The 22556-nt window shown below is 51.4% G+C and carries 15 protein-coding genes; 2 read left to right on the forward strand and 13 right to left on the reverse strand.

Annotation, left to right across the window (positions count from 1 at the left end; all coding sequences use genetic code 11):
• Positions 1-23 precede the first annotated feature (23 nt).
• Complete coding sequence (locus EHW58_RS11275; RefSeq protein WP_046075418.1) at positions 24-1028, forward strand: substrate-binding domain-containing protein; 1005 nt, start codon at positions 24-26, stop codon at positions 1026-1028.
• A gap of 199 nt (positions 1029-1227) precedes the next feature.
• On the forward strand, positions 1228-1896 hold the full coding sequence (locus EHW58_RS11280) for a TIGR01621 family pseudouridine synthase (protein ID WP_152796655.1): 669 nt from the start codon (positions 1228-1230) through the stop codon (positions 1894-1896).
• Here the strand turns inward: EHW58_RS11280 and gspS2 are convergent.
• The 13 genes from gspS2 to rne all read right to left on the reverse strand — a co-directional run bounded on the left by gspS2 (position 1889) and on the right by rne (position 22519).
• Positions 1889-2266: a type II secretion system pilot lipoprotein GspS-beta gene (gene gspS2, locus EHW58_RS11285; protein WP_152796472.1), complete on the reverse strand. Its 378-nt coding sequence runs from the start codon at positions 2264-2266 to the stop codon at positions 1889-1891. The genes EHW58_RS11280 and gspS2 overlap by 8 nt on opposite strands.
• Positions 2266-2577: a YciI family protein gene (locus EHW58_RS11290; protein WP_152796474.1), complete on the reverse strand. Its 312-nt coding sequence runs from the start codon at positions 2575-2577 to the stop codon at positions 2266-2268. Before EHW58_RS11290 ends, gspS2 begins: the two co-directional genes overlap by 1 nt.
• Positions 2578-2963: 386 nt before the next feature.
• Positions 2964-3905: a transposase gene (locus EHW58_RS11295; protein ID WP_152796476.1), complete on the reverse strand. Its 942-nt coding sequence runs from the start codon at positions 3903-3905 to the stop codon at positions 2964-2966.
• A 325-nt stretch (positions 3906-4230) separates the two neighbouring features.
• Entirely contained in the window at positions 4231-4998 is a 768-nt protein-coding gene (locus EHW58_RS11300) for a tRNA-(ms[2]io[6]A)-hydroxylase (protein WP_152796478.1), read from the reverse strand.
• 109 nt (positions 4999-5107) lie between these two features.
• Positions 5108-7072, reverse strand: coding sequence for a beta-N-acetylhexosaminidase (locus EHW58_RS11305; protein WP_152796656.1), 1965 nt, complete (start codon positions 7070-7072; stop codon positions 5108-5110).
• Entirely contained in the window at positions 7072-9069 is a 1998-nt protein-coding gene (locus EHW58_RS11310; protein WP_227486455.1) for a glycoside hydrolase family 9 protein, read from the reverse strand. The genes EHW58_RS11305 and EHW58_RS11310 overlap by 1 nt, the downstream gene beginning before the upstream one ends.
• A 20-nt stretch (positions 9070-9089) precedes the next feature.
• Positions 9090-10085 carry an ABC transporter ATP-binding protein gene (locus EHW58_RS11315; RefSeq protein WP_152796480.1) on the reverse strand — a complete coding sequence of 332 codons (996 nt, stop codon included), beginning with the start codon at positions 10083-10085 and terminating at the stop codon, positions 9090-9092.
• 27 nt (positions 10086-10112) lie between these two features.
• Positions 10113-11099 (reverse strand): ABC transporter ATP-binding protein, encoded by a 987-nt coding sequence (locus EHW58_RS11320; protein WP_046075426.1) that lies wholly within the window; start codon positions 11097-11099, stop codon positions 10113-10115.
• Positions 11096-12124, reverse strand: coding sequence for an ABC transporter permease (locus EHW58_RS11325; RefSeq protein WP_046075427.1), 1029 nt, complete (start codon positions 12122-12124; stop codon positions 11096-11098). Before EHW58_RS11325 ends, EHW58_RS11320 begins: the two co-directional genes overlap by 4 nt.
• A 1-nt stretch (position 12125) precedes the next feature.
• Positions 12126-13112 carry an ABC transporter permease gene (locus tag EHW58_RS11330; protein ID WP_077579530.1) on the reverse strand — a complete coding sequence of 329 codons (987 nt, stop codon included), beginning with the start codon at positions 13110-13112 and terminating at the stop codon, positions 12126-12128.
• An 83-nt stretch (positions 13113-13195) separates the two neighbouring features.
• Complete coding sequence (locus tag EHW58_RS11335; protein ID WP_046075429.1) at positions 13196-14884, reverse strand: ABC transporter substrate-binding protein; 1689 nt, start codon at positions 14882-14884, stop codon at positions 13196-13198.
• A gap of 987 nt (positions 14885-15871) precedes the next feature.
• On the reverse strand, positions 15872-19279 hold the full coding sequence (locus tag EHW58_RS11340; protein ID WP_152796482.1) for a response regulator: 3408 nt from the start codon (positions 19277-19279) through the stop codon (positions 15872-15874).
• A gap of 288 nt (positions 19280-19567) precedes the next feature.
• Positions 19568-22519 (reverse strand): ribonuclease E, encoded by a 2952-nt coding sequence (rne, locus tag EHW58_RS11345; protein WP_152796658.1) that lies wholly within the window; start codon positions 22517-22519, stop codon positions 19568-19570.
• Between the last annotated feature and the right edge of the window lie 37 nt (positions 22520-22556).

Below are 22556 nucleotides of genomic sequence, written 5' to 3' on the forward strand. Positions count from 1 at the left end.
CCTTAGTCAGCGGAGCGCGATAAATGGCGACCATGAAAGATATTGCCAAACGGGCGGGCGTGTCGACATCGACGGTCAGTCATGTCATTAACAACACCCGTTATGTGAGTGAGGCGATTGCTGAGAAGGTAAACCAAGCCGCGAAAGAGCTTAACTATTACGCCCCGTCGGCACTGGCTCGCAGCCTAAAAGTGAATCGTACTAAAACGTTTGGGATGCTGGTGACTACCTCCACCAACCCGTTTTTTGGTGAAGTAGTAAAAGGCGTCGAGCGCAGCTGTTATCACAATGGCTACAGTTTGATTTTATGCAACACGGAAGGCGATGCTGAGCGTATGCGTGCTTCAATTGATACGCTGTTGCAAAAGCGGGTCGATGGTTTGATTTTGATGTGCTCGACCTTGGAAGGTGAGCGGATTGAAGGCTTTGATCGTTATCCGGATATTCCCGTGGTGGTGATGGATTGGGGGCCGATTGATTTTGCTTGCGATAAAATTCAAGACAATTCCTATCAAGGCGGCTATTTAGCGACCCAGCACTTGATTGACTGTGGCCACCGCCAGATTGGTTGCATCAGTGGTCCTTTGCTTAAACAACAAGCACAGCGCCGTTTTCAAGGCTTTAAAGATGCGCTGCGCGATGCTGGACTTACTGAGAACGCAGACTGGATGGTAGAAGCGGACTTTGAGTGTGAGGGAGGCTATCAAGGCATGCAAGCGATCGCCGCGAGCGGCTCCCTGCCGAGCGCGATTTTTGCCGGCAATGACATGATGGCGATGGGCGCGATCAATGCTGCTAATGCACTCGGCATTCGGGTACCCGAGGATCTTTCTATCATGGGGTACGATGATATCCACCTCGCAAAATTTGTCTCGCCCTCCCTGACCACTATTCACCAGCCCAAGTACCGTCTCGGTCAAGCGGCCGTTGAAACGCTACTCCACAAACTGGATGACCCTCAAAGTGACAGCCAAACCGTTCAGCTCGAGCCAACTTTAGTAGTGCGCGAGAGTGTGAAGCGGGTATAGCTATCAAGCTATCAGCTATCGGGGACAGGCACTTTAAGCTAACTAGATATTAGCAAACGGGACAGACACTTTTGAACACTCGGGGGACAGTCACTTATAAACACTCGGGGGACAGTCACTTATATGATTGCCCTAGCGACGTAAGTGTGAAGTCGTTATGATGCCTGTCCTCAGTGGCCAACCGGTAAATCGCCTCGTTATGTTTTCAATTGTCGACCAAAACCAATACTTTGTGGTGATCAATAAGCACCACGGCGTTAGCGTGCAAAAAGAAGCCGATCATGCGGTACTTCTACCGGCCGTGGCGGCGCATATTGGGGTTGAGAAAGTCTACCTTGTGCATCGGTTGGACAAGATGACATCGGGCTTGCTGCTGCTGGCAACTTCTTCTCATGCGGCGTCTGTCCTCTCTGGGCTGTTTGCTTCTCGCGAGATAGAAAAGTTCTATTTGGCATTAAGTGCGAAAAAGCCGCGTAAGAAGCAGGGATTGATCGTTGGTGATATGACTAAGGGGCGGCGAGGTAGCTGGAAATTACTGACCAGCAAAGATAACCCTGCGAGAACGCGTTTTACCTCTATTGCTGGTGGTGAGGGGCGGCGACTTTTTCTCTGTCGGCCCTACACAGGCAAAACCCATCAAATTCGCGTGGCGATGAAAAGCATTGGCTCTCCGCTTATCGGTGATGATTACTATGGCGGCGAGCCTGCAGATCGTGGCTACTTACACGCTTATGGGCTGCAATTTACATGTCGTTTTACCGACGATCAGCCTGAAACACGCTATAGCTATGTACTGCCCCCGAGCGCAGGCGAGTTGTGGCCAGCCTTACCGGCGGAGTGGGAACAGCCTTGGCAATTAATTAGCTAGCACATCCGGGGGCATCGATAGCGTTTTTGAGGATTTGTCGACCACGGGTGTCGCGAACCAAAATGGTATAGCTGATACCACTATCTAACATACTGCGGATATCGTTATCCTCGCAATAACGACGCTCTAAGCCGGAAAAGAGCTGCCCCGGTGCTTTTTTGGCATTCTTCTCCAGAAGCGTCAGCTCGATAATGGCATCTTGCGCACGAGCGCGAACCAGTGAGTAGCCTTCAATATCCATCGGCAGTAACTGTGCAATCATGTCGGCACGTTGGATTGCGGCTTCTGCGGCTTGGTCATGCTGGGTGCTACTACAGGCACTCAGTATTAGCCCAATGGCAGCCATCATTAATACTTTTACTAATCGCATTAGGCAGGGTCCTGAGGAAGCACTTTTTTGAAAGGTTTAACGGTTACGTCTGCATAGACGCCAGCGGCTACATAAGGGTCTTTGTCGGCCCAGACTTGGGCGGCTGATAATGACTCAAACCAAGCAAGAACGGTTGATCCCGTAAACCCAGCTTCGCCCGGCTCGTCGCTATCAACGGCAGGGTTTGGTCCTGCAATCATCAAACGGTTTTCTTTTTCCAGTTGGTGTAAGCGCTCAAGGTGTGCGTCGCGCGCTTGCTTGCGTAGCGGTAGGCTGTTCTCGATGTCTTGCGAATAAATGAGATACCACATCGTCATTGTCCTTGATAGATGTTTATAGCCACTAGGATACAGAGTCCAGATTTCTGAGTACAGTGTATTAGTGAGTATTGGGGGGGGGCAGGCACTTAAGCATCTAAAGTGTCTGTCCCCCCAACAAGCTAGAATCAAACCTGAATATCCCTTTACCTTCCTGTTACTGGAAGGCTTATTCTTCTGGAAAAACGTTCAGGAGATAATATGGGATGCTGTAATCAATCCCCGGAAGGTGGAGCAAAAGGGCTAAAGCCGCTCTTAAAAGCGGTGGGTGTGTTGTTTGTACTGATAATGGCGCTGGCCTATTGGATTGGATGAGGCCTTAGCGAGTTTATTTGGTGTTTACGTTATGGGGATGCACTCAACGACAAGCCCAACTCACTTTAGATCATGACGCCAGTCATGCGTTTTAGACCGAGTGTCGGCAATACCGCCTGAATACTCGATAGTGAACCTACGATATTCCCGCCCTCTAAGTGAGAGCATGTACTTAACCAGGTTTCACGTGAGATGTTCAGCTGTGTGAGTAGCTGTGGTCTCGGGAGTGAATTGGCGTTCTGGCCCTGAGCGCACGTCCATTCTACCAGAGCCAAATAGTCCATAAGGCGAAAAGGGATACCGTCGGGCATCGACTTTCTCGGGTTCCCGGCGAAGGGGAACAAGCCGGCTGGGGTCGCTTTATTTTGCTCGAGTGATTCAACGCGCTTTTTAATCGATGTGTAATTGGCATGTTTAGGCTGTTTGGTGATACCTGCTCGCACTGGGTTCAAATCGACATAGGCCATCGCCGCAGCGAGTGCTTTTTCATCTAATATGGCTTGGCTTTTAAAACGTCCCTCCCAAAAAAGCCCTGAACATTGATCCTCTCGGTTCGCTTGTGTCGAAATATATTGATTAAGCAGCTTCATAAACCAGCTGACAGACATCAAACGTTCGCGCCAGTTCTCAATGATGTGAAAACACGCTTTTCGCTCTGAGTGAGAGAGCGATTCACCCTGATAAAAACGTTGTATAAGCGTAGGCGCTTGATGAAAGGCTAGCCAGCGTTCAACAACCTCGATATTGGTTAAAGACCGAGCCGCTTTGGCGTTGATATGCAAAACAACGTGATAGTGGTTGCTCATAATGGCATAAGCACAGACATCGATACAAAACGCTTTGGCTAGTGCAAGTAAACGCGTTTCTATCCATGTGCGACGATGCTCATAGCTTTTTTGTGACTGCGCATCATAGCCGCACAAAAACGAGCGGCGCACACAACGTGAGACGCAATGGTAATAGGGGGTGGCGGCTAAATTTATTTGCGATGCGCGAGCTTTGGTCATCGTCGGTCCCTCTTAGCATCTAGGTATGAGTAAAATATACTGTATAAATAAACAGCCTTCATGCTTTCTAGCTAGAGTTTTCGTGACAGTGCAAGAAGTGGTGTAATTATGAGAGTTATTATTTTCTTAACATGTCTGTCCCAAGAAGTACTTCTCGAGAATAGTGAGTAGTGATGGCGTAGGAAGTCATAACAGGGACAGTCACTACAGAGTGTCTGTCCTGATAGGGGAAAAGGTTCGAACGTTGGAGAAAAACGACGAGGACAGTCATCAAGGGTTGACTGTCCTCGCGAGAATCAACAGTGCCTGTCCCAATAAGAAGAAGCTAAGCAGGGGGGCCGCTGTGAAAGCGGAATTGGTTGTCGGGTGCTTGGATCAACTCGGCTTCGCGCTCGCCGATGGTTTGAATCCGGTCGCGAATGTCTCCGCCGGCGATGGTTTCTGCAAGCGTGAGGTAATCTTGATAATGGCGTGCTTCGGAGCGCAGTAGCGAGATATAGAACTTTTGCAGTTCATCATCAAGGTGTGGGGCGACTTTAGCAAAGCGCTCGCAGGAGCGTGCTTCAATGTAGGCGCCAATAATCAATTTATCGACCAAGGTTGCCGGCTCGTGAGTGCGTGCCGCGCTCATTAATCCTTTGGCGTAGCGGCCTGCTTCTAACGGTTGATAAGGAATGCCGCGTGCGTCCATGATTTCAATCACTTGCTCAAAGTGATGAAACTCTTCTTTGATTAAGCGGACCATTTTATCAATCAAGGCTTGGCCGTGGGCAAAACCCCCTTTAGGGGTTAAAGGCGCGCTGAGACCGTTTTTTCGCGCGTGGAAGATCCCATCGCGAACGCCGCGATAAACAAAGTCTTCATAGGGTTTGGCCCATGCCAGTAGTTGCTCGCCACTCGCCGCGTCAACCGCATATTTACGGATCAACCACATCGCGGTTTGGCTGGCTTTTAATTCGCAGTTCGCGTGATCGCGTAAAAGAATCGATTGGTTGTCAGGCTGGATGGCCGCGTCAATCCAACTGTCGGGGGTTTGACAGTGCAGAAAACCATGAATAGGGGTGAGTAGGGTATTAATTTCTTGGCGTAGCATGCCGGAAACACTCTCAGACTGACAACAATGGCTGAGCATTATAAACAGATGGGATGCGAGCGCAAAGAGCTGGCAGCGCAGGGCGCGCTGCCAGGTGGGCGAATTCGGCCTACTTGTTCGATGCCCAAGGGGAACGGTATTGAATACCGAACTTGTCTAAGCGCGGTAATTGCGCTTTGAGTCTGGCTAGATAATCGAGCCAGTCACGGCGCTCGCTGTGGCTCCAAGCCGCTTCCGCAATGGCGGTAAGCCTTGGAAATACCATGTAATCGAGCCTGTCCTGATTGGTGATCAGCTCACTCCAAAGTGCACATTGCACGCCTAGCATATGCTCACGGGCGGGATCGTCACTGGCAAGACTTGCCAGTGGCTCATATTGATAGGCTTTTTCTAGTGGCGTGACGCCCGCCCAGTCGAGGCCAGGCTCGGTGGCAGCATAATCTTGCACCATATCGAGATAGGTCGCCTGACCGGGGGTTAAAATCACATCAAACCCATGCTGCGCACAATGCAGTGCGGCGTCTTCGCTTTGCCATGAATAGATCACGGTATTCTTGCTCACTTTATCGCCGTGCTGCACTTCTTCCCAGCCAACCATATGTTTGCCCAAGGCGCGAAGCTTTTGCTCCGCATAGGTCAGTATCTGTCCCTGTAGCGAAGCGGTCGTTTCTCCGTTCATGCGTCTGTCCCGATAAATTGGGCTATCCGTCCATACCCCGTCAGGGACTTCATCGGCACCAATATGAACCCATGAGGCGGGGAAAAGATCGGCGACTTCACTTAATACCGTATCTAAAAATCGATACGTGCCATCGAGGGCTGGCGATAATACGTTATCGGTGTAGTGTTGTACGCTGCGGTAAGTAGAGCGGTCGTCGGCATCGTGTAGCCAATCAGGCAGTGCTTTGATGGCTGCGCGACAGTGACCGGGAATATCAATTTCTGGAATGACGGTAATACCGCGGGCTGCGGCGTATTCAATCACGTCACGTACGTCTTCTTGGCGATAATAACCTTCGTGACGTTCTGCAATATGACTGAATTGCGGGGCAAGGCGGGTATTGGGGCCGCGTTGACTCCCATAGCGCGTCAATTCAGGCAGGGCTTTAATCTCCAGTCGCCAGCCTTCATCGTCGGTTAAGTGCCAGTGAAAGGTATTGAACTTAAAATAGGCTAACTGGTTAATCAGTCGCTTTACCGTGTCCACCGAATGAAAATGGCGCGCGCAATCGAGCATCATCCCTCGGTAAGCAAAGCGTGGTGCATCGCTGATTTTTATTGCCGGTATTCGAAGTTGTGTTTCATGCTCTTGGCAAAGTTGTAACAGCGATGCGCAGCCGTGAATAAACCCGCGTTCAGCACAGGCTTGGATCACCACGCCTTGGTCGGTGACGGTGAGCTGGTAGGCCTCATCACGGTGTGCGATATCTCGAAGTGCGGAGTCGGGTAATGGCCGTAAGATAATAGCATGATCGCCAGTGACCGCATCTTGGTGGCGCGGGTCGAGTGCAATATCAGCTTGCGGATACATGCGAACCCATTCGTTACTTAACCACTGAGCGGCGGGAAGGGCCTGTGGATCCACCGCGATTAACGGTGTTGTAGGTGAAAGCGTAAAGTACCCTGGCTGGTGGCGCACTGATTTGGGCACCGGAATAATGGCGTGCTCGGCGGGATGAACATCTGGAATCGTTGATCGTGTGGTATGAGTGTGTGCCAAGTTAATGGGAGTGAGCATCACTGAATATTGCTCGCCATTGGCATAGAGCAGTGCATCTTTAAAGCCCGCACAAAGGAACCGCAATGGCGGCGTGTGGGCATCAAACTCGATGTATAAGCTCTGATTGGCATCGAGAGTTTGATGCGCCGGTGTAATGACGCAATAGCTGCCAATTTGCTCAATACTGCCTTGTGACAGGGTATTGGGGTTGATGAAGCGATCAAACAGTACCGCAATGGACAGCGCTTCCAACGAACGGTCGGTGAGGTTATGCAAGGTTAACCCCATTCGGCTGCGCGGCGGGGTGTCATTGGGATACTCGTTGATCACACTAAGATCGAGGCGGTAAGTCATCACGCGTTCTCCTTGTTCGAGTGGCCGTTGCCAATCAGTGTTTGCGCACTGATGGCGAGCATAAACCAGCTTGCATGTGGCAACCACTGCTCGCCCCATCGCCAGTTTTGCGCCATATCATCGCAATATGGCACGGGGTTGAATGCAATCTGTGTTTCATCCTCCATCCCTGCGGTAATGCCATTGCAGATCCCCCCTTTGGCATTAAAAAAGCCCAAGTGTGGTAGGTAATCTGGGTTGTTGTGGCCATGTCCATCGAGCATACAGATATCAAATGGGTTTAAACCGAGGATCCAATTAAGCGCCCGTTGGCTAAAGGTGTGGAGGGCAGTATTCAGCGTATCGTCATGAATATGGCGCGTGGCATGACATGCAAAGGTCGCCAGTGATCCCAAGCGTGCATTCTCGCCTTGCCACCAATAGCCGGTTTCATTGTGGTGAGGAATAAAATGACGCACCTGTTTGACGCCATCGACGGGTTTGACGTACTGACGCGGATACGCGAATGGATTATCGGCGGTTTGTGTTAGGTTGAGCTCAAACTGGCAGGCGCGTTCCAGGGCTGTTTGTGCGATAGCTTGATGGCTGGGGTCGGTTTCCACATCGAGATAGCGAATTAATGCCAACCCGGGTAGGCCCGCATCAGCGGCATGGTAAAAGGGGCGGCTCCCATCAGCATTTGCTGACCAATAATACTGGCAAGTTTCATCACTGTGTTGCCGTGCGACCAGCTTTTGCATCCAGCCTCGAGCCTCGCTCAAGAAGGGACAGTCACCGTTCGCACTAATGTGTCTGTCCCCAGAACCTAAAGGTGCCTGTCCCATTAAATAAGCGTGACTGTCCCCAATAGATTGCTCCTCGGTAGATTGCCGAGTGGCGTGATGTAACTCGCATGCGGCGAGAAGGGCGCAGGTTTCGTCAATAATGTTTGGCTCACCGTTATCAAGGTAATGGTGGTTATGTTCAACCAAATGCCAGTAGCCGCGAATGGCGGCGTCTAAATAGCGTGTTTGTTGGTCTGGCTCGGCGCAAAGCGGGGCTCGGCTTGCAGCGGAAAGGGCAGCAATCGCCATGCCGCCGCCTTGCCGAAAACCGGCTTGGTAAGCCTCACTCATCACGCCATCTTGCGTCGCGTAAGCGCAAAGGGTGCGGCGCTCCGGGTCTTTCGACCATTGATCAAACACCGTCATATAAAAAAAGCCACTGGGGTGTTGCATACGGAGAAGAAAATCGGCGCCGTGTTTCGCTTCATCGGCTAATCGCGTACGCATAAACGCGGGCAGCGTTTCCGAGCTAAACTGGCTGGCAAGATCGGCCAGCCCCCAAGCCAAAAGAGGGATTTGTTGCGGATTGAAGTAATTGGCATAGGAAAGGTGGCTCAGGTATTTGCTCACATCGCCAGAGGCATCGTACCAACCGCCGGACACATCCATGCGTTCATCAGAGCCAAATACCTTAGCGCGCTGATCCGCGTGTTCGTAAATACCGCTACACCGCTGCGATTTAAAGTAATGGAGCAGGTCGGAAAACGTGGTGTGAAACAGACAATTATCCCTTATCTCAAACGGATGGGAATATACCGGTGTGTCTGTTAACAGCACGAGTTGATAGCGTCCGCGATGCGCAAAGGCAGAAAAATCGAGGGTATAAGCTGTGCCCATCTGCCAGTTGTTTAACTGTGTTCCTTGGTGTAATTCAAACTGCGCGACCACGTTATCGAGTGATACTGTGTCTGTCCCACTAACAAAAGTGTCTGTCCCGTGAATAAGAGTGCCTGTCCCCGTAAAATTTTGCGCGCCTTCTGCGGCATCATTAAAGTGCCTGTCTCCAGAGGAGGAGGCAGCTTTATCTGCCGAATTAAGAGTGCCTGTCCCCTTAAGAGGGGGCAGAGAAATCAGTGCCACGGGCGTGCCGGTGAGGCGGTCGCTGTCACTGATGATCACCGCGTATTTGTCTCCGCGTAACGAGTAGCCAATGTGATTGGTCAGCACTTGCATGATGGTATCCTTATTGGTCGCTATTGCTCGTACAAATAGCAGCGCACATAGTGGTTGTCGGCGAGTTTGGTCACGCCGGGTAACTGCTCAGCGCATTTGGCTGTCGCATGTGGGCAGCGGCCAGCAAAAGGGCAGCCGACCGAATCCGGTGTCCATAGGGGGATCTCACCCTTGTTGCCCTTTAGTTTTTCATGAATAGACTTGCTCGGGTCGGGTACGGCCGAGACCAACAGCTGGGTATAAGGGTGTTGGGGATGGTGAATAATCTCTTCGGTGTCTCCCCATTCGACCATATGGCCGACGTACATCACCGCCAAGTCTTCGGCAATGTAGCGCGCGGTGGCGATATCATGGGTGATGTAGAGCAGCGACATTTGCTTCTCCACTTTCATCTCTTCCATGAGGTTAAGTACACCGGCACGAATCGACACATCCAGCATCGAGGTCGGCTCGTCGGCGAGTACCACTTCCGCACCCACGGCGATGTTTCGCGCTAGGTTTATCCTCTGGCGTTGACCGCCCGACAACTGGTGGGGGAATTTCTCCGCCGTTTCTTTGGCCGGAGTCAAGCCCACTTGCTCGAGCAGCTCGAACACCCGCTCTTTCAACTGAGCTTTATCGCGCTTGGCGACTTTTTTGTGGATCAATAACGGGCGCGCAATATGGTGAAACACATTATGGGTGGGGTTGAGCGAGCCAAAAGGGTCTTGCCATACCATTTGTAGGCCTTCGCGATAGCGCATCAGCTCATCACGTTTTTTAATGGTGGTAATATCGCGGCCTCGATATTCAATGCAGCCGTCGGTCGGGGCGTACATTTTTGCGATCATTTTCGCGGTGGTTGACTTTCCCGAGCCCGACTCACCCACCACGGCAAGTCCACGGCCTTTGTACATTTTGAACGAGACATCATTGATCGCTCGCATCATGGGTTGTTTAAGGGCATGACTGTTAATGGGAAAATCTTTCACCACGTTTTTCCCTTCAACCAGCAGTTCTCCAAAACCTGTACTCATCTCTGACTTCCTCACATTGGCGCGTTATTAGAGTTTTTGTTGGGCGATGGGCTCGCCGTATAGATGGCAGTTGGAATACCGTCCTGGTTCGATTTGGCGCAGCGCCGTTTGGGTGGTTCGACACCGCTCATGCACCTGAGCACAGCGCGCTTGAAAGCGGCAGCCGGTCGGGATTTCGAGCAAATTGAGTGGATTGCCCGGGATCCCCGTGAGCTGGCGCTTAGGCCCGGTGAGTGAGGGGAATGAGCTGCCCAGCCCTTCGGTGTAGGGGTGGTAGGGGTTGTTGAGCACCTGTTTGGACGGTGCGACTTCAATCAGCTCACCGGAGTACATGATCCCAATCCGGTCGGAGAACTCCACCATGAGCGATAAGTCATGGGTGATAAACAGAATCGAAAAGCCAAACTCTTCTTTTAACGCGTAGATTTTTTGCAAGATCTCGCGCTGCACTACCACATCTAATGCCGTGGTGGGTTCATCCATGATGATCATTTTCGGATTGAGGGCCAGTGCAATCGCAATCACTAGACGTTGACGCATTCCGCCCGAAAATTGGTGCGGATAATCGGTCAGGCGGCTAGGGTGAATATCGACAATTTCCAGCAAGCCCTGAGCCCGTTTGACCGCTTGTTTGCGGGTCAGGTTGGTGTGGCGCATTAGCACATCGCAAAACTGTTCTTCGAGCGTCAGCACTGGATTAAGGGCATTCATGGCGCTTTGAAACACCATCGACATCTCCCGCCAGCGAAAGTCGCGCATCCGAGCGTCGCTGTAATCGAGGATATTCTCGCCGTTAAAGATGACTTCTCCGCCGGTGATAAAGGCGGGTGGCTTATGTAGACGCATCAGCGAAAAGGCAACGGTGGATTTACCGCAACCCGATTCGCCGGCCAGACCAAAAACTTCACCGGGGGCAATGTCAAAACTAACGTGATCACAGGCTCGGACATCACCGGCATCGGTAATGTAGTCCACGCACAGGTCACGGATTGAGATAAGTGGGGTGCGACTCATGATTTATCTCCACTGATCAGCATGTGTTCGGCAACGGGATTCTCGTCGCGGGCTTTCTTTTCTTGTTGGCTGAGTTTTTTCCAGCGCTTCATCCCTTTTTGCGCTCGTAATTGCGGGTTGGCAATTTCATCCACCGCGAAGTTGAGTAACGCAAGCCCCGTAACCAGTAAAGTCAGCGCAATACAAGGTGCGAGCAGCTCCCACCACGCGCCAATTAACATGGATGAAGAGGTTTGCACGTTGTAGAGCATGATCCCCCAGCTGATGGTGTTGGGATCGCCAAGGCCTAGAAAGGAGATAATCGACTCCATGGCAATGGCATACATCACCGAACCAATAAAGCTAGCGCCAACAATGGGCACGAGATTAGGTAAGATCTCGACAAAGGTGATACGAAAGCGCGACTCACCCAGCACTTCGGCAGCTTTCACGAACTCTTTTTCGCGCAGGGCAAGGGTTTGTGAGCGAACCACCCGTGCGCCCCACGCCCACGAGGTGCAGCCAATAATGATGGCGATCGTCAGCGGTCCGGCTTCGCCGATAAATGCGGCGAGCACGAACAAGAGTGGGTATTGCGGGATCACCAACATAATGTTCATCGCGGCGGTGAGTACATCGTCAACCCAACCGCCTAAATAGCCGGCGGTAATACCAATTAAGGTGGCGAGCACACACACGGTGATGCCTGCCCCAAAACCCACCGCTAACGAAACACGGGCGCCATGTACTAACTGCGACCAGACATCACGACCCATACGGGTGGTACCAAGGACATGGTCGGCCTTTTTCGACATCAGTAGGGTGCGACGATCATCCGCTAAGTGTGTGGCGACCCAGCCGTCTGGATTTGCTTGCGCCGCTTTGACGATAAAGCTTGGGTATTCATGCGGGTTACCGGTGCGTTTATCAGGTGCATGCTGGGTTAATAAAGGCGCGAAGACCGCCATTAATATAAATAGGCCAACAATGATGGAGCCTGCGCGGGCAATTTTATTGCGTACTATAAGGGTGAGGAGATCTTTCATATTATTTGCCTCCTTTGCGCAGGCGTGGGTCAAGGACCACGTACAGCATGTCAGCAATTAAGTTAAACGAGAGCATAAACAAGGTCATAATCAGTAGCTGGCCTTGTAGGACTTGGTAGTCACGCGCGTTGATCGCATTCAAAAGCACTGAGCCAAGACCGGGGTAGTTAAAAATGATCTCCACAATCAGTTGGCCCCCGATGGCAATACCCAGCGACATCGATAGCGCAGTAACACTGGGCAAGAGTGCGTTCCGGGCGGCGTAGTTAAATACCACGCGGTTTTCACTTAACCCTTTGCCGCGGGCCATGGTGATGTAGTCTTCCGCAAGCAGGTTAATCATGTTGTTACGCATGTTGACCAAAAAGCCGCCGACTTGAATGATGGAGGCACAAAAAAGCGGGAGTACGGCGTGATAGGCCACATCTTTAATAAAGGCCCAGCTGGTCCAGTCAGGGGTGACGCCCGGCGTGTAGGCATATCCGGTTGGAAACCATTTCAGGCCAATGGCGAAAATAAACAGCGCTAACATCGCGATAACCACTTGAGGTACCGCTTGGATGATTAGCATTCCTGGGGTGATCACAGCATCGTATTTTCCGCCGCGCTTCCAAGCGGCAAAAATCCCCAAAATCGAGCCCAGCGAGAAGGACAGCAGCACTGCACTGCCGGCAAGAAACAGCGACCAGCCAAAGGCTTTGCCGAGGAGCTCGTTTACTGACAACGGATAAAACTGGATGGAGGTGCCTAAATCCCAGCTCAACACGTTTTTCATGTAGGTGAAATACTGCATATAGAGGGGGCCATCAACAAAGCCCAGCAGTTGTTTCATTGCCTCAATCCGCTCTGGAGTGACTTGCACCGAGGCGTTGGCAAACATCATGGTGACAGGATCACCGGGCATGGCACGAGGAATAATAAAATTGAGTGTTGCTGCCACTAAAAGGGCAATCATGTAAAAAGTTAGCCGTCGGAAAAAATAACCCATAACCCACACCTTACACAGCGAAGTGGTGATGTTCGTGGCGTGAACACCGTGGAAAAGCGGGCGCGCAAGGCGCCCGATATTGGTTACTGAACGGGCTTAAGGTCCAGCACATGAAGAAGACGCTCAGGAATGCCGGCCCAGATAGAGGGGCGACCTTTCGGATTGTCTTCGTTCCACCAACCGGTGAAGCGGGTGGTGTTGTATTGATACATTTGTGCACCAGAAAGCACCGGAATAGTGACCTGATCCTTGGCGATAATCGCTTGGATTTGGTGGGCAATTTCCAGCTGCTCAGCCTTGTCCGCGGTTTTGTAGAAGCTGTCTAACAGCTTGTCGAGCTCGGCATTTTGGTAGTAATGCATTGCGAACCGCGGCATGCCATCCCCTTCCTGTAAGTTGGAGTTATACGCGCTATTCCAATAGGTATAAGGATCAGCACCGTGGAAGTAGTTGGTGTAGGCGACGTCGTAGTCGGCTTCGAGCATCGCTTGGCGGTATACCGAGAAATCAGGGGTACGTGCTTTGGCTTTGATACCGGCCTCGGCAAGTTGCTCAACTGTTAGTTGAACGGTGTTGTTGAAATCGGTCCAGCCATTGGGGGATTGGATCTCGAGCTCAAACGACTTACCTGATGGCGTTTCCACAAAGCCATCGCCGTCTTGATCTTTAAAGCCGGCTTTAGCGAGCAGTGCTTTGGCGCCGTCTAGATCGTACGTATTGTATTGGCGATATTTTTCATGCACTGCTTCGTCGGACCAAGACTCAAAGGCATAACCTAAGCCAGAGGCGAAGTCGTTTACCGTACCACCACCATAAAACGCGATATCAATGATGGTTTGACGGTCCAGCGCCATCGAAAAGGCGCGACGGAAGTCGACATTGGTTAGCGCTTCACGCTTGGCAGGGTCTGGGTCATTAAAATTAACCATAAAGGCTTGGGTGCCGGCGGCAGGATACCAATAGTGATGGTTTGGATTAGCGGCGGCATAGGTGCGATCAATGTCAGGAATAAACGATGAGGTCCAGTCCATTTCGCCGTTGATCACTTTACTTAAAAACTGATCGTTATTGGCAATTTGTGGTACGCGCAGACAGTCAACATCGAGGTTGTCGTTATCCCAATAATGCGGGTTACGACATTGAATATAGAGCTGTGATGTGAAGGTATCGATGGTGGTGAAGGGGCCAGAGCCTACCGGGTTTTCATTGGTGTAAGACGCGGGCTCTTCAACATTTTTCCAGACGTGTTCAGGCACCACAGGTACTTTCGCAATTTCGTAGGGGACATTCGAGTTTGCCTCAGTGAGTTCAAAGCGGACGGTGTAGTCGTCTAGCTTCTTCACGTCATCAACCCATTGGTTAATCCCAGATTGATCCAACTCAGGGTGGTTTTTGACCAAATCAAACGAATACACCACATCATCGGCGGTATAGGCTTCACCGTCTGACCATTTCACCCCTTCGCGAAGGGTGAAGGTGACACTTTTCAGGTCATCCGCCATTTCATAGCCACTCGCGAGACGAAAGACAGGCTGGTTGCCTTTCATTTCGTTAAACACCACTAAAGGCTCATAGATAAAGTCAGTGGTGGTGTGCAGATAGGTAGCGCCGAGGAAAGGGTTAAAGTTACGGACAAAAGTATTGAATTCTTTCGGGTGGATAGTGAGCTCACTGCGCTCGGCGGCACTGACGCCAGCACTTGCGCTCAGCGCACCGATAATTGCAGAGGCAAGTAGGGTCTTGCTGGCAACTCTAATGTTACTCGAAAACATAGCCATTCCTTACTGTTGCTTTCAGTTCACGTGATGGATAGTGAGCTCGTTGCTTACAACCTTCGCGAGCTCAAGCTTACTGTGTTGCCGACCCTGACGTTGTGATTATGGATGGGATGCCCCAAGCGATACTTGTTGCTCCAGGCCAGCAAACAACTCCACTAAGCCCAAGTTAAGTGAAGGCTGCAATGTGAATAATCGTTAAAACCGTAAAAAAGCGCGACGTTGACGTTATTTTCGTTAAAAAAAACAGCTAAAAAGGTTGTCCGCTTCAGGATGCAATCACGATTCTCTCCTGATAACGACCCTGGATGGAATTATAATAATATAAAAATCATAAGGTTATGCTTAATTGTCTTTTGGGTGATGCATGTCACACGCCAAAACACGCTTATTTTTTAACGAGAAAAATAGGTATCTATTTTGTTGTGACAAGTCGCGCATTTCTGAGTTATATCCGACATAAAAGGGGATTTTTGCCAAGAAGCATTGCGATTGAAATGAGGTTGGTTCGCAAAGATTATTAATGAGCGATTTTAGCTCGTCAGTCAGAACACTTCAGTCAGAGGGCGTCAGTCAGAGGACAGGCACGTGAAGAGAACCGCCAATAGGACAGTCACCGAGGTTTGCTCACTTACTTCGATGCGCCTGTCCTGATAGGGCGCTAAAAGGGAGTGCTATAAGTGTCTGTCCCCACAAGAGCTGATAGTGTGTCGGACAGAACGAGGAGCCTGCGGCTAACATGTAGGTGCCTGTCCTTACAAAAATGAGAGCGCAAGAAGTACGACTGTCCTCATAAGAGACAGTGCCTGTCCCCGTAAGAGGGTGCCTTAAGAGGGTGCTTGTCAGGGTAAAAGTGCCTGTCCCCAGAAGCAGGGATGCTTAAGAGGGTGGAGAAACGATAGCGGGAACGAAGCAGTGCCTGTCCCGATAGGAGCTACCTGTCCCGATAGGAGAGGCACTGGGAGAGGGAGCGATTTGGCTGTGTTAGTCTTCTAGCAGTAGCTGGCGAAGTTGTTGGTAATAGGACTCCAGCTGAGTACGGGTCGTACTACGTTTGTCACAATGATCGAGGATAAAACGAATGGAGCTCAGCACTGTGCGCCATCGCGGGGTTTTTGGCAGGGTTTCGATGAGCAGGTACTTATCCAATGTGCGGGTTTGTAAGCTACTACGGTCAAGGTAGACGCGCCAAAGACCACTTTGCTCGGCAAAATCGAATTTGCTTTTGCCTGTGGCTTCTTCCCAGTAATGCAAGCTGGCTACCATGGCATCAACAATTAGCTGTCTGCGTGCGTTGGCTTTATCTTGTTGTTGGTGTTGCGCTTTTTCAGCGATAGCTTCAAATTCGCCCCCCATGGCTTTTAGCGTTTCAAGTTGGCGCGAGTCTCCGCCTAATGCGTAGCCAGATAAGGCTTCGATGGCGCTTTCTAGGCTCTGTATACGAGACTGAGACACGGGAGCGTCTGTGTTGATGACATACAGGCTATCAATGTCAGACTCTGCGGGAAAACGCAGCAGCATGCCGTCGACGTCTCGGGGACGTCCTTCAATATAAATGGTCAGTGGGCCTTGATAGCGCTCCATCTGATTGGCCTGCTCGGGCGCTCTCACTAAGGCTTGGCCATGCATCCGTTTTACCTCGTCTTGCTCACGCTCAAACAAGGAGGCTGCCGCTTGGTTAACAAAGCGAACCTGGCCATCTTTTCGCATACCTAACATAGCTTCAGGAGCGAGAGAGAGCTGTGAAATCAACCAAGACTGGGTTTCGAGTAGACTGGCCTGTTGCCGAGCACTTTGTTCAAGCGCCTGCTCGAGGCGTTGATTTTCTTGGCGGCGCTGTTCCGCTTGGCTAGCGGCAAGATGTGTTGCTATCCGTGCGGCGAGCTCTCTTTTATCAAAGGGCTTACAGAGATAATCATTCGCGCCGACCTCAAAGCCATAGATGCGATCATCAGGCTGATTTAAGGCCGTTAGCATGATAATCGGAAGTGCAGCATGGTCATAGCGTGCACGCAGCTGCTCACAGACCTCGAATCCACTCATTCCGGGCATTAGCACATCGAGTAAGATGAGATCTGGCTTTGTGGTGGCGATATGATCAATCGCTGTACGTCCATCACTGGCTGTACTGACCTGATAGCCTTCAATATTAAGAAAACTGGTCAGCACTTGTTGGTTGGTTGGCTCATCATCGACCACTAAAATATGTAAGCCATTGTGATTATGCTGGCTTTGCGAAACAACGTCCGAAGAGGAGTGAGCGAGGGTCTCTCGCGTGTCATCTTGATGAATGTGTTGGGTAGAGACGGCGGAAAGCTCGGTGGTCAACACCGGAGGCTCATTGACGCTCGGAAGGGTGAAGCTAAAGGTGGTCCCCACTTGCGGCTGACTACTGACGTACAGCTGGCCGCCCATCAGCTCAACAAGTTGACGACTGATGGATAGACCGAGGCCTGCGCCGTGTTGATAATGATAGTGGCTACTCACTGCTTGTGCGAGCGGTTCAAAAACGGTGCTTAGCTGTTCCGCGGGGATCCCTTTACCCGTATCAACCACTTGGATGCGAACGCGATCGTCCAAGGTGTCGGCGCTAATAACAATCTTACCCGCATCGGTGAACTTAATCGCATTTCCCAGTAAATTGTACATAACTTGCTCAAGCCGTTGGGGATCCGCGTGTACCCAGATTGGCGTGTCGCTAAGCTGATTAATGATGTCTAGCGGCTTCTCTTTTTTAAGGTGCTTGGCGAGTGACAGCACAAGCTGTGTGATGGCGTTGAGATTGACAGGACCTTGCTCCAAATCCAATTGCCCATAGCGCATTTTATGGTAGTCCAAGAGATCATCAACCAACTTGGCCAAGCGCTGGCCGCTGTTGACGATAATCGACAGTTGATACTGATGATCGCGACTAACCGGACCGTTCGCACCGTCAATCAGTGCTTCGGCAATCCCTATCATGCCGTGTAAGGGGGTGCGAAGTTCGTGAGAGGTGGTGGCCAGGAATTCATCTTTCAGCTTGTTGGCGACATGCAGCTCTTCATTCTGAGCACGTATGGTGGTGATGTTAGCTTCTAAGGCCTGGTTTTGTTGGCGTATTAAGGCCAGTTTTTCGCGAATGGCATGGCGCATGCGGGCAAAGCTCACCGCCAAACGCCCGATTTCATCACGACGACGCGTGTGGTGGATTTGGGTATCAAGGTCACCTGCACTGACTTTTTCTGCCGCCCATGTAAGCTGAAGCAGTGGGCGAGTAATAAAGTTGGACATATAGTGCGAGGCAATGACCACCGCCAGAATCGCAAGTAACATGGCAACGATAAAAAGCTGTTGCAGCTGGTGGATTCGAGCGTAGGCCACTTGCGTAGGGACTTCAGCCACTAGCCCCCATTTGAGACCGTGGGCGTGAATGGGGGTGTAGGCAGCGAGCATAGTTTGGCCTGATTGGGTTTGATAGCGGGTGACGCCCGTTTCTCCGGCTAATGCTTTTTCTATGGCAGGCGTGTTATTGACAAGCTGACTGTTGCTGGTTGAATGCGCTCGAGTCTTGCCGTCATCGCCGACGAGGTGTGTTTCAATTGCATTGGTTTCTCTGGGGGCCATTAGCCTGGTAAGGGCATGATTAGGAAGCCGGAAGATCGCGTAGCTATGCAGGTACCCTTGCTGAATAATGGGGGCGCCAAGCCATGCAACGGGTGCGTCGGTATCTTCAGCAGAAAAGTCCGAGATAATCACCTTAGGCGTCGGATCTAACTTCCCTTTTGTTTGTTGCGTTTGCTGTTTTAGGGCCGCGAAAGTGTGTCCCAGTCGTGCATTGCGATGCGGGCCTGAGAGTAGGTTAGTGCCAAAATTGTCCAGCTTTTTCACCGAATAGGTGACGTTGCCTTGCTTGTCGACTAAGAGGAGGTCGTCAAAATCTGCGCGAGCGAGCAAAGCTTGATAAGCGCGGTGGTAGCGTTTGTGTAGCAGCCGATAACGCTCGGTGGCGGAATAATTGGGATCGTCCTTGTGCACAGGTGTTTTGACCCCTTCACCGGACCCAAGGTAATAGCGGCGTTGTGCGTAATCACGAGCGGCGTCGATGTTTGGTCGTAGTCGCTGAAAAGCATTGACCAAACCATAAAAATGCCCACCACTGGCGTAGGCGAGCTCTGAAGCAACAAATCCAAGGACTTCCGCCTCTTTCGCCTCAAAGTAATCGTTGATTTGCTGCTGCTTACCGTCGCGAACCGATAAAAGGTGTGCCGTGCTTTGTTCTTGTAGATCTTGGCTATGGGCGTTAAGAAAAAACAAGGCGACCAAAATCAGAGGGAGGAGGCTCAATAGCAGGAAGGCCAGCATCAAGGTGTGATGGAGGCGTTTAAATGGGTAAGCAGTAAACAAGGTTTTCATAAGCAACAGCATCTTCCCTACAGCAACGTTCCAATGTCGTGGCCAGCGTCTACGCCTCTGATGAGCCTGTTTCTCGCGCGACGACACGACAATCATTGTCTGCCTTGACGTTACTGAGTTTTTTCGCTTTGACAAGGAAGTCGCGATGGAAGCGTGTGGATCGACGCACTTTTCCGTGTATCGCTGCAAGATTGCGTATGTTTTGCCCACGTTATTTCATGGAACAACGGTCAAATAAAAAGGCCTCGACAGATGCCGAGGCCTTTAGCATTCCGAAAGCAAACGGAATTAGTACTGAGGTTTGGTCGCCGGTGCGTAGGCAGACGCTCGTGCCTCTGCGCTTCCCGCCGCTTTCGCTTCTGGGTTAGGCGCTTTAAAGGCAGCGACTGCCACAGGGCTGTCATCCATCGGTTGGATCGGTGCCGGCGCTTTCATCATTGGTGATGTGGCGCGGCGGTATTGAATCGTTGCCGTCGGGGCGTTGATTTCCGCTTCGCGCTCAATCACTTTCTCGGTCACCAAATCGACCTCTGAGTCTTGCTCAGGGGTTGTCGCTGGCGCGTCTGGCGTCGCGACCTTAGGCGCAGCGTCGATCACAGGTGTTGCTTGGTTTTGTGCCGGTTGCGGTGCAGGCTCAGGGGTGTTTATCGAAGCCATCGGTTGGGTCGACACTGTGTCCGTCTCCTCCGATTTAGCTTGCATGATAATGACTTTACCCATGGCCATTTCTGGACGAGCAACACCACTGACAATGGCCTTATTGTTTTGGCGCTTGTCTTGGCGGCGGCGATCTTGCTTCACTTTCACCGGTTGCTCTGCCGACCACACCTTGCCCATCGCCATTTCGGGTGATGCCATACCGGTGGTGAGTGGCATTGGGCTTTTCACCATTGGGCGACGGCGACGACGCTGTCCACTGGCGCGAAGGTGGCGCGGTGAGCGACGGTTACGGCGCTTGTCCTGCTGACCTTCTTTCTTCGCGTTATCAGGCTGCTGCTTGGCTTGTTGTGCCACTTCCGCCCCGACCTGTTGCAAGTCTTTGCTTTGATCAGATGTAGTGTCTGTGGTGGCTTGCGTCTCCGCATTGTCTTTGTTGATACGCACGCTGCGGTTCAGCTTACGACGCTGGCGACGTTGTTTAACCTGTTCGGTTTTCTCCGCCTTTTGGTCTTGCTGCTTGTTGCCTTTATCCGCATTGTCAGACTGTGGCTTGTTTACCTTGGCCTCATCTTGTTGCGTCGTAGGCTTTTTCGCTTTGTCGTTGCGGTTATCGTTACGGGTTTTCTTCCCTTTACGATTGTTATCGCGACGCTCTTCTTGCGGCTTATTCTGGCGGCGTTGTTTGTTGTCACGTCCACGTTCGCCGTTGTTGCTATCACTTTGCTCATCGCGGTTTTGTGGCTTATGGCCACGCGACTTATTGCGTTGGTTATGTGAGTCGTGTGATGGCTTCTGGTTTTGCTTCGTCTGAGCTGGCTCAGGTGCAGCGGCAGGCTGTGACGACGCGGTTGCTGTATCCTCTGCTGGCGCGGCAAACAGGCGAGAGAAAAACTTACCAACTGTCGCGAACAGGCCTGGCTTGGCTGTCTCGGCTTCAGTGGCAGACGTGGTGGTTTTGGTTGCGCTTGGTGCCGGCGAGCTTGGCGCTGCAAACCCTTGTAATACAGGTTCTTCACGTTTTTTCGCTGGACGCGCTTGTTGTGGCTCTTCGCGTGCTTCTACTTCTCTGAGCGCATCAATCTGGCTTGGCAGCTGATAAGACAGGTTCGCCATTTCTTCACCGCCGCGGACGCGAACCACATCAAAGTGTGGCGTCTGCATGTCGGCATTGGGTACCACGACCACTTTGACATTGTGGTATTTCTCAATGTGCTGGACCGAGCGGCGTTTTTCGTTAAGTAGGTAAGAGGCGACGGGGACAGGGACGATACCCAGTACTTGCGCCGTGTTCTCTTTCATTGCCTCTTCTTCCATCAAACGAAGAATGGACAATGCTAGCGATTCGTTATCACGAATTACACCAGTGCCTTTACAGCGCGGGCAGATATGATGACTGGCTTCTGCCAGAGACGGGCTGAGGCGCTGACGTGACATTTCCAGCAAACCAAAGCGTGAAATGCGGCCAATTTGTACCCGTGCACGGTCCATGCGGACAGAGTCACGCAATTTGTTTTCCACCTCGCGCTGGTGGCGGACAGGGGTCATATCGATGAAGTCGATCACGACCAAACCACCCAAGTCACGCAGACGCAATTGGCGTGCAATCTCTTCTGCTGCTTCGATGTTGGTTTGGCGAGCCGTCTCTTCAATATCACTGCCTTTGGTGGCTCGGGCAGAGTTAATATCGATTGAGGTTAGGGCTTCGGTAGGATCAATGACAATTGAGCCACCTGAGGGTAAGCGCACTTCGCGTTGGAAAGCAGATTCGATCTGACTTTCAATCTGATAGTGGCTAAATAGCGGCACTTCGCCTTCATAAAACTTGATGCGGCTGACAAAGTCAGGACGAACCAGTTTGATGTGCTCTTGGGCGCGTTGGAAGACCTTCTCACTGTCGATCAAGATTTCACCGATATCACGGCGCAGATAGTCACGGATTGCACGGGCAATCACGTTACTTTCTTGATGGATCAGGAAAGGCGCAGGGTTGGCGCCAGCCGCTTCTTTCACCGCTTGCCAATGATTGAGCAGGACTTTCAAATCCCATTCAAGCTCTTCGGCCGATTTACCCACACCTGCAGTGCGTACAATCAAGCCCATCCCTTGTGGCAGTTCGAGGCCAGACATGGCTTCTTTTAGCTGACTGCGTTCTTCCCCCTCGATGCGACGAGAAATCCCGCCAGCACGTGGGTTGTTTGGCATTAATACCAAATAGCTGCCCGCAAGCGAGACAAATGTAGTCAGTGCAGCCCCTTTGTTGCCGCGTTCTTCTTTGTCCACTTGGACAATCACTTCCTGGCCTTCTTTCACCACATCTTTGATGTTTGGACGGCCTTGATAGGTGTAACCGGAAGGGAAGTATTCGCGAGCAATTTCTTTTAGAGGGAGAAAACCGTGTCGTTCGGCGCCATAGTCAACAAATGCCGCTTCCAGGCTAGGTTCGATACGGGTAATGCGTCCTTTATAGATATTAGCTTTTTTCGATTCATGGCCAGGACTCTCGATATCGAGATCGTATAGCCGTTGACCGTCAACCAATGCGACGCGCAACTCTTCCTTCTGAGTTGCGTTAATCAACATTCTTTTCATCTGATTTTTCTCATTTATTTATCGTTGT

Origin of the sequence: Salinivibrio sp. VYel1, assembly GCF_009377945.1 — a bacterium.
Lineage (GTDB): Bacteria > Pseudomonadota > Gammaproteobacteria > Enterobacterales > Vibrionaceae > Salinivibrio > Salinivibrio siamensis.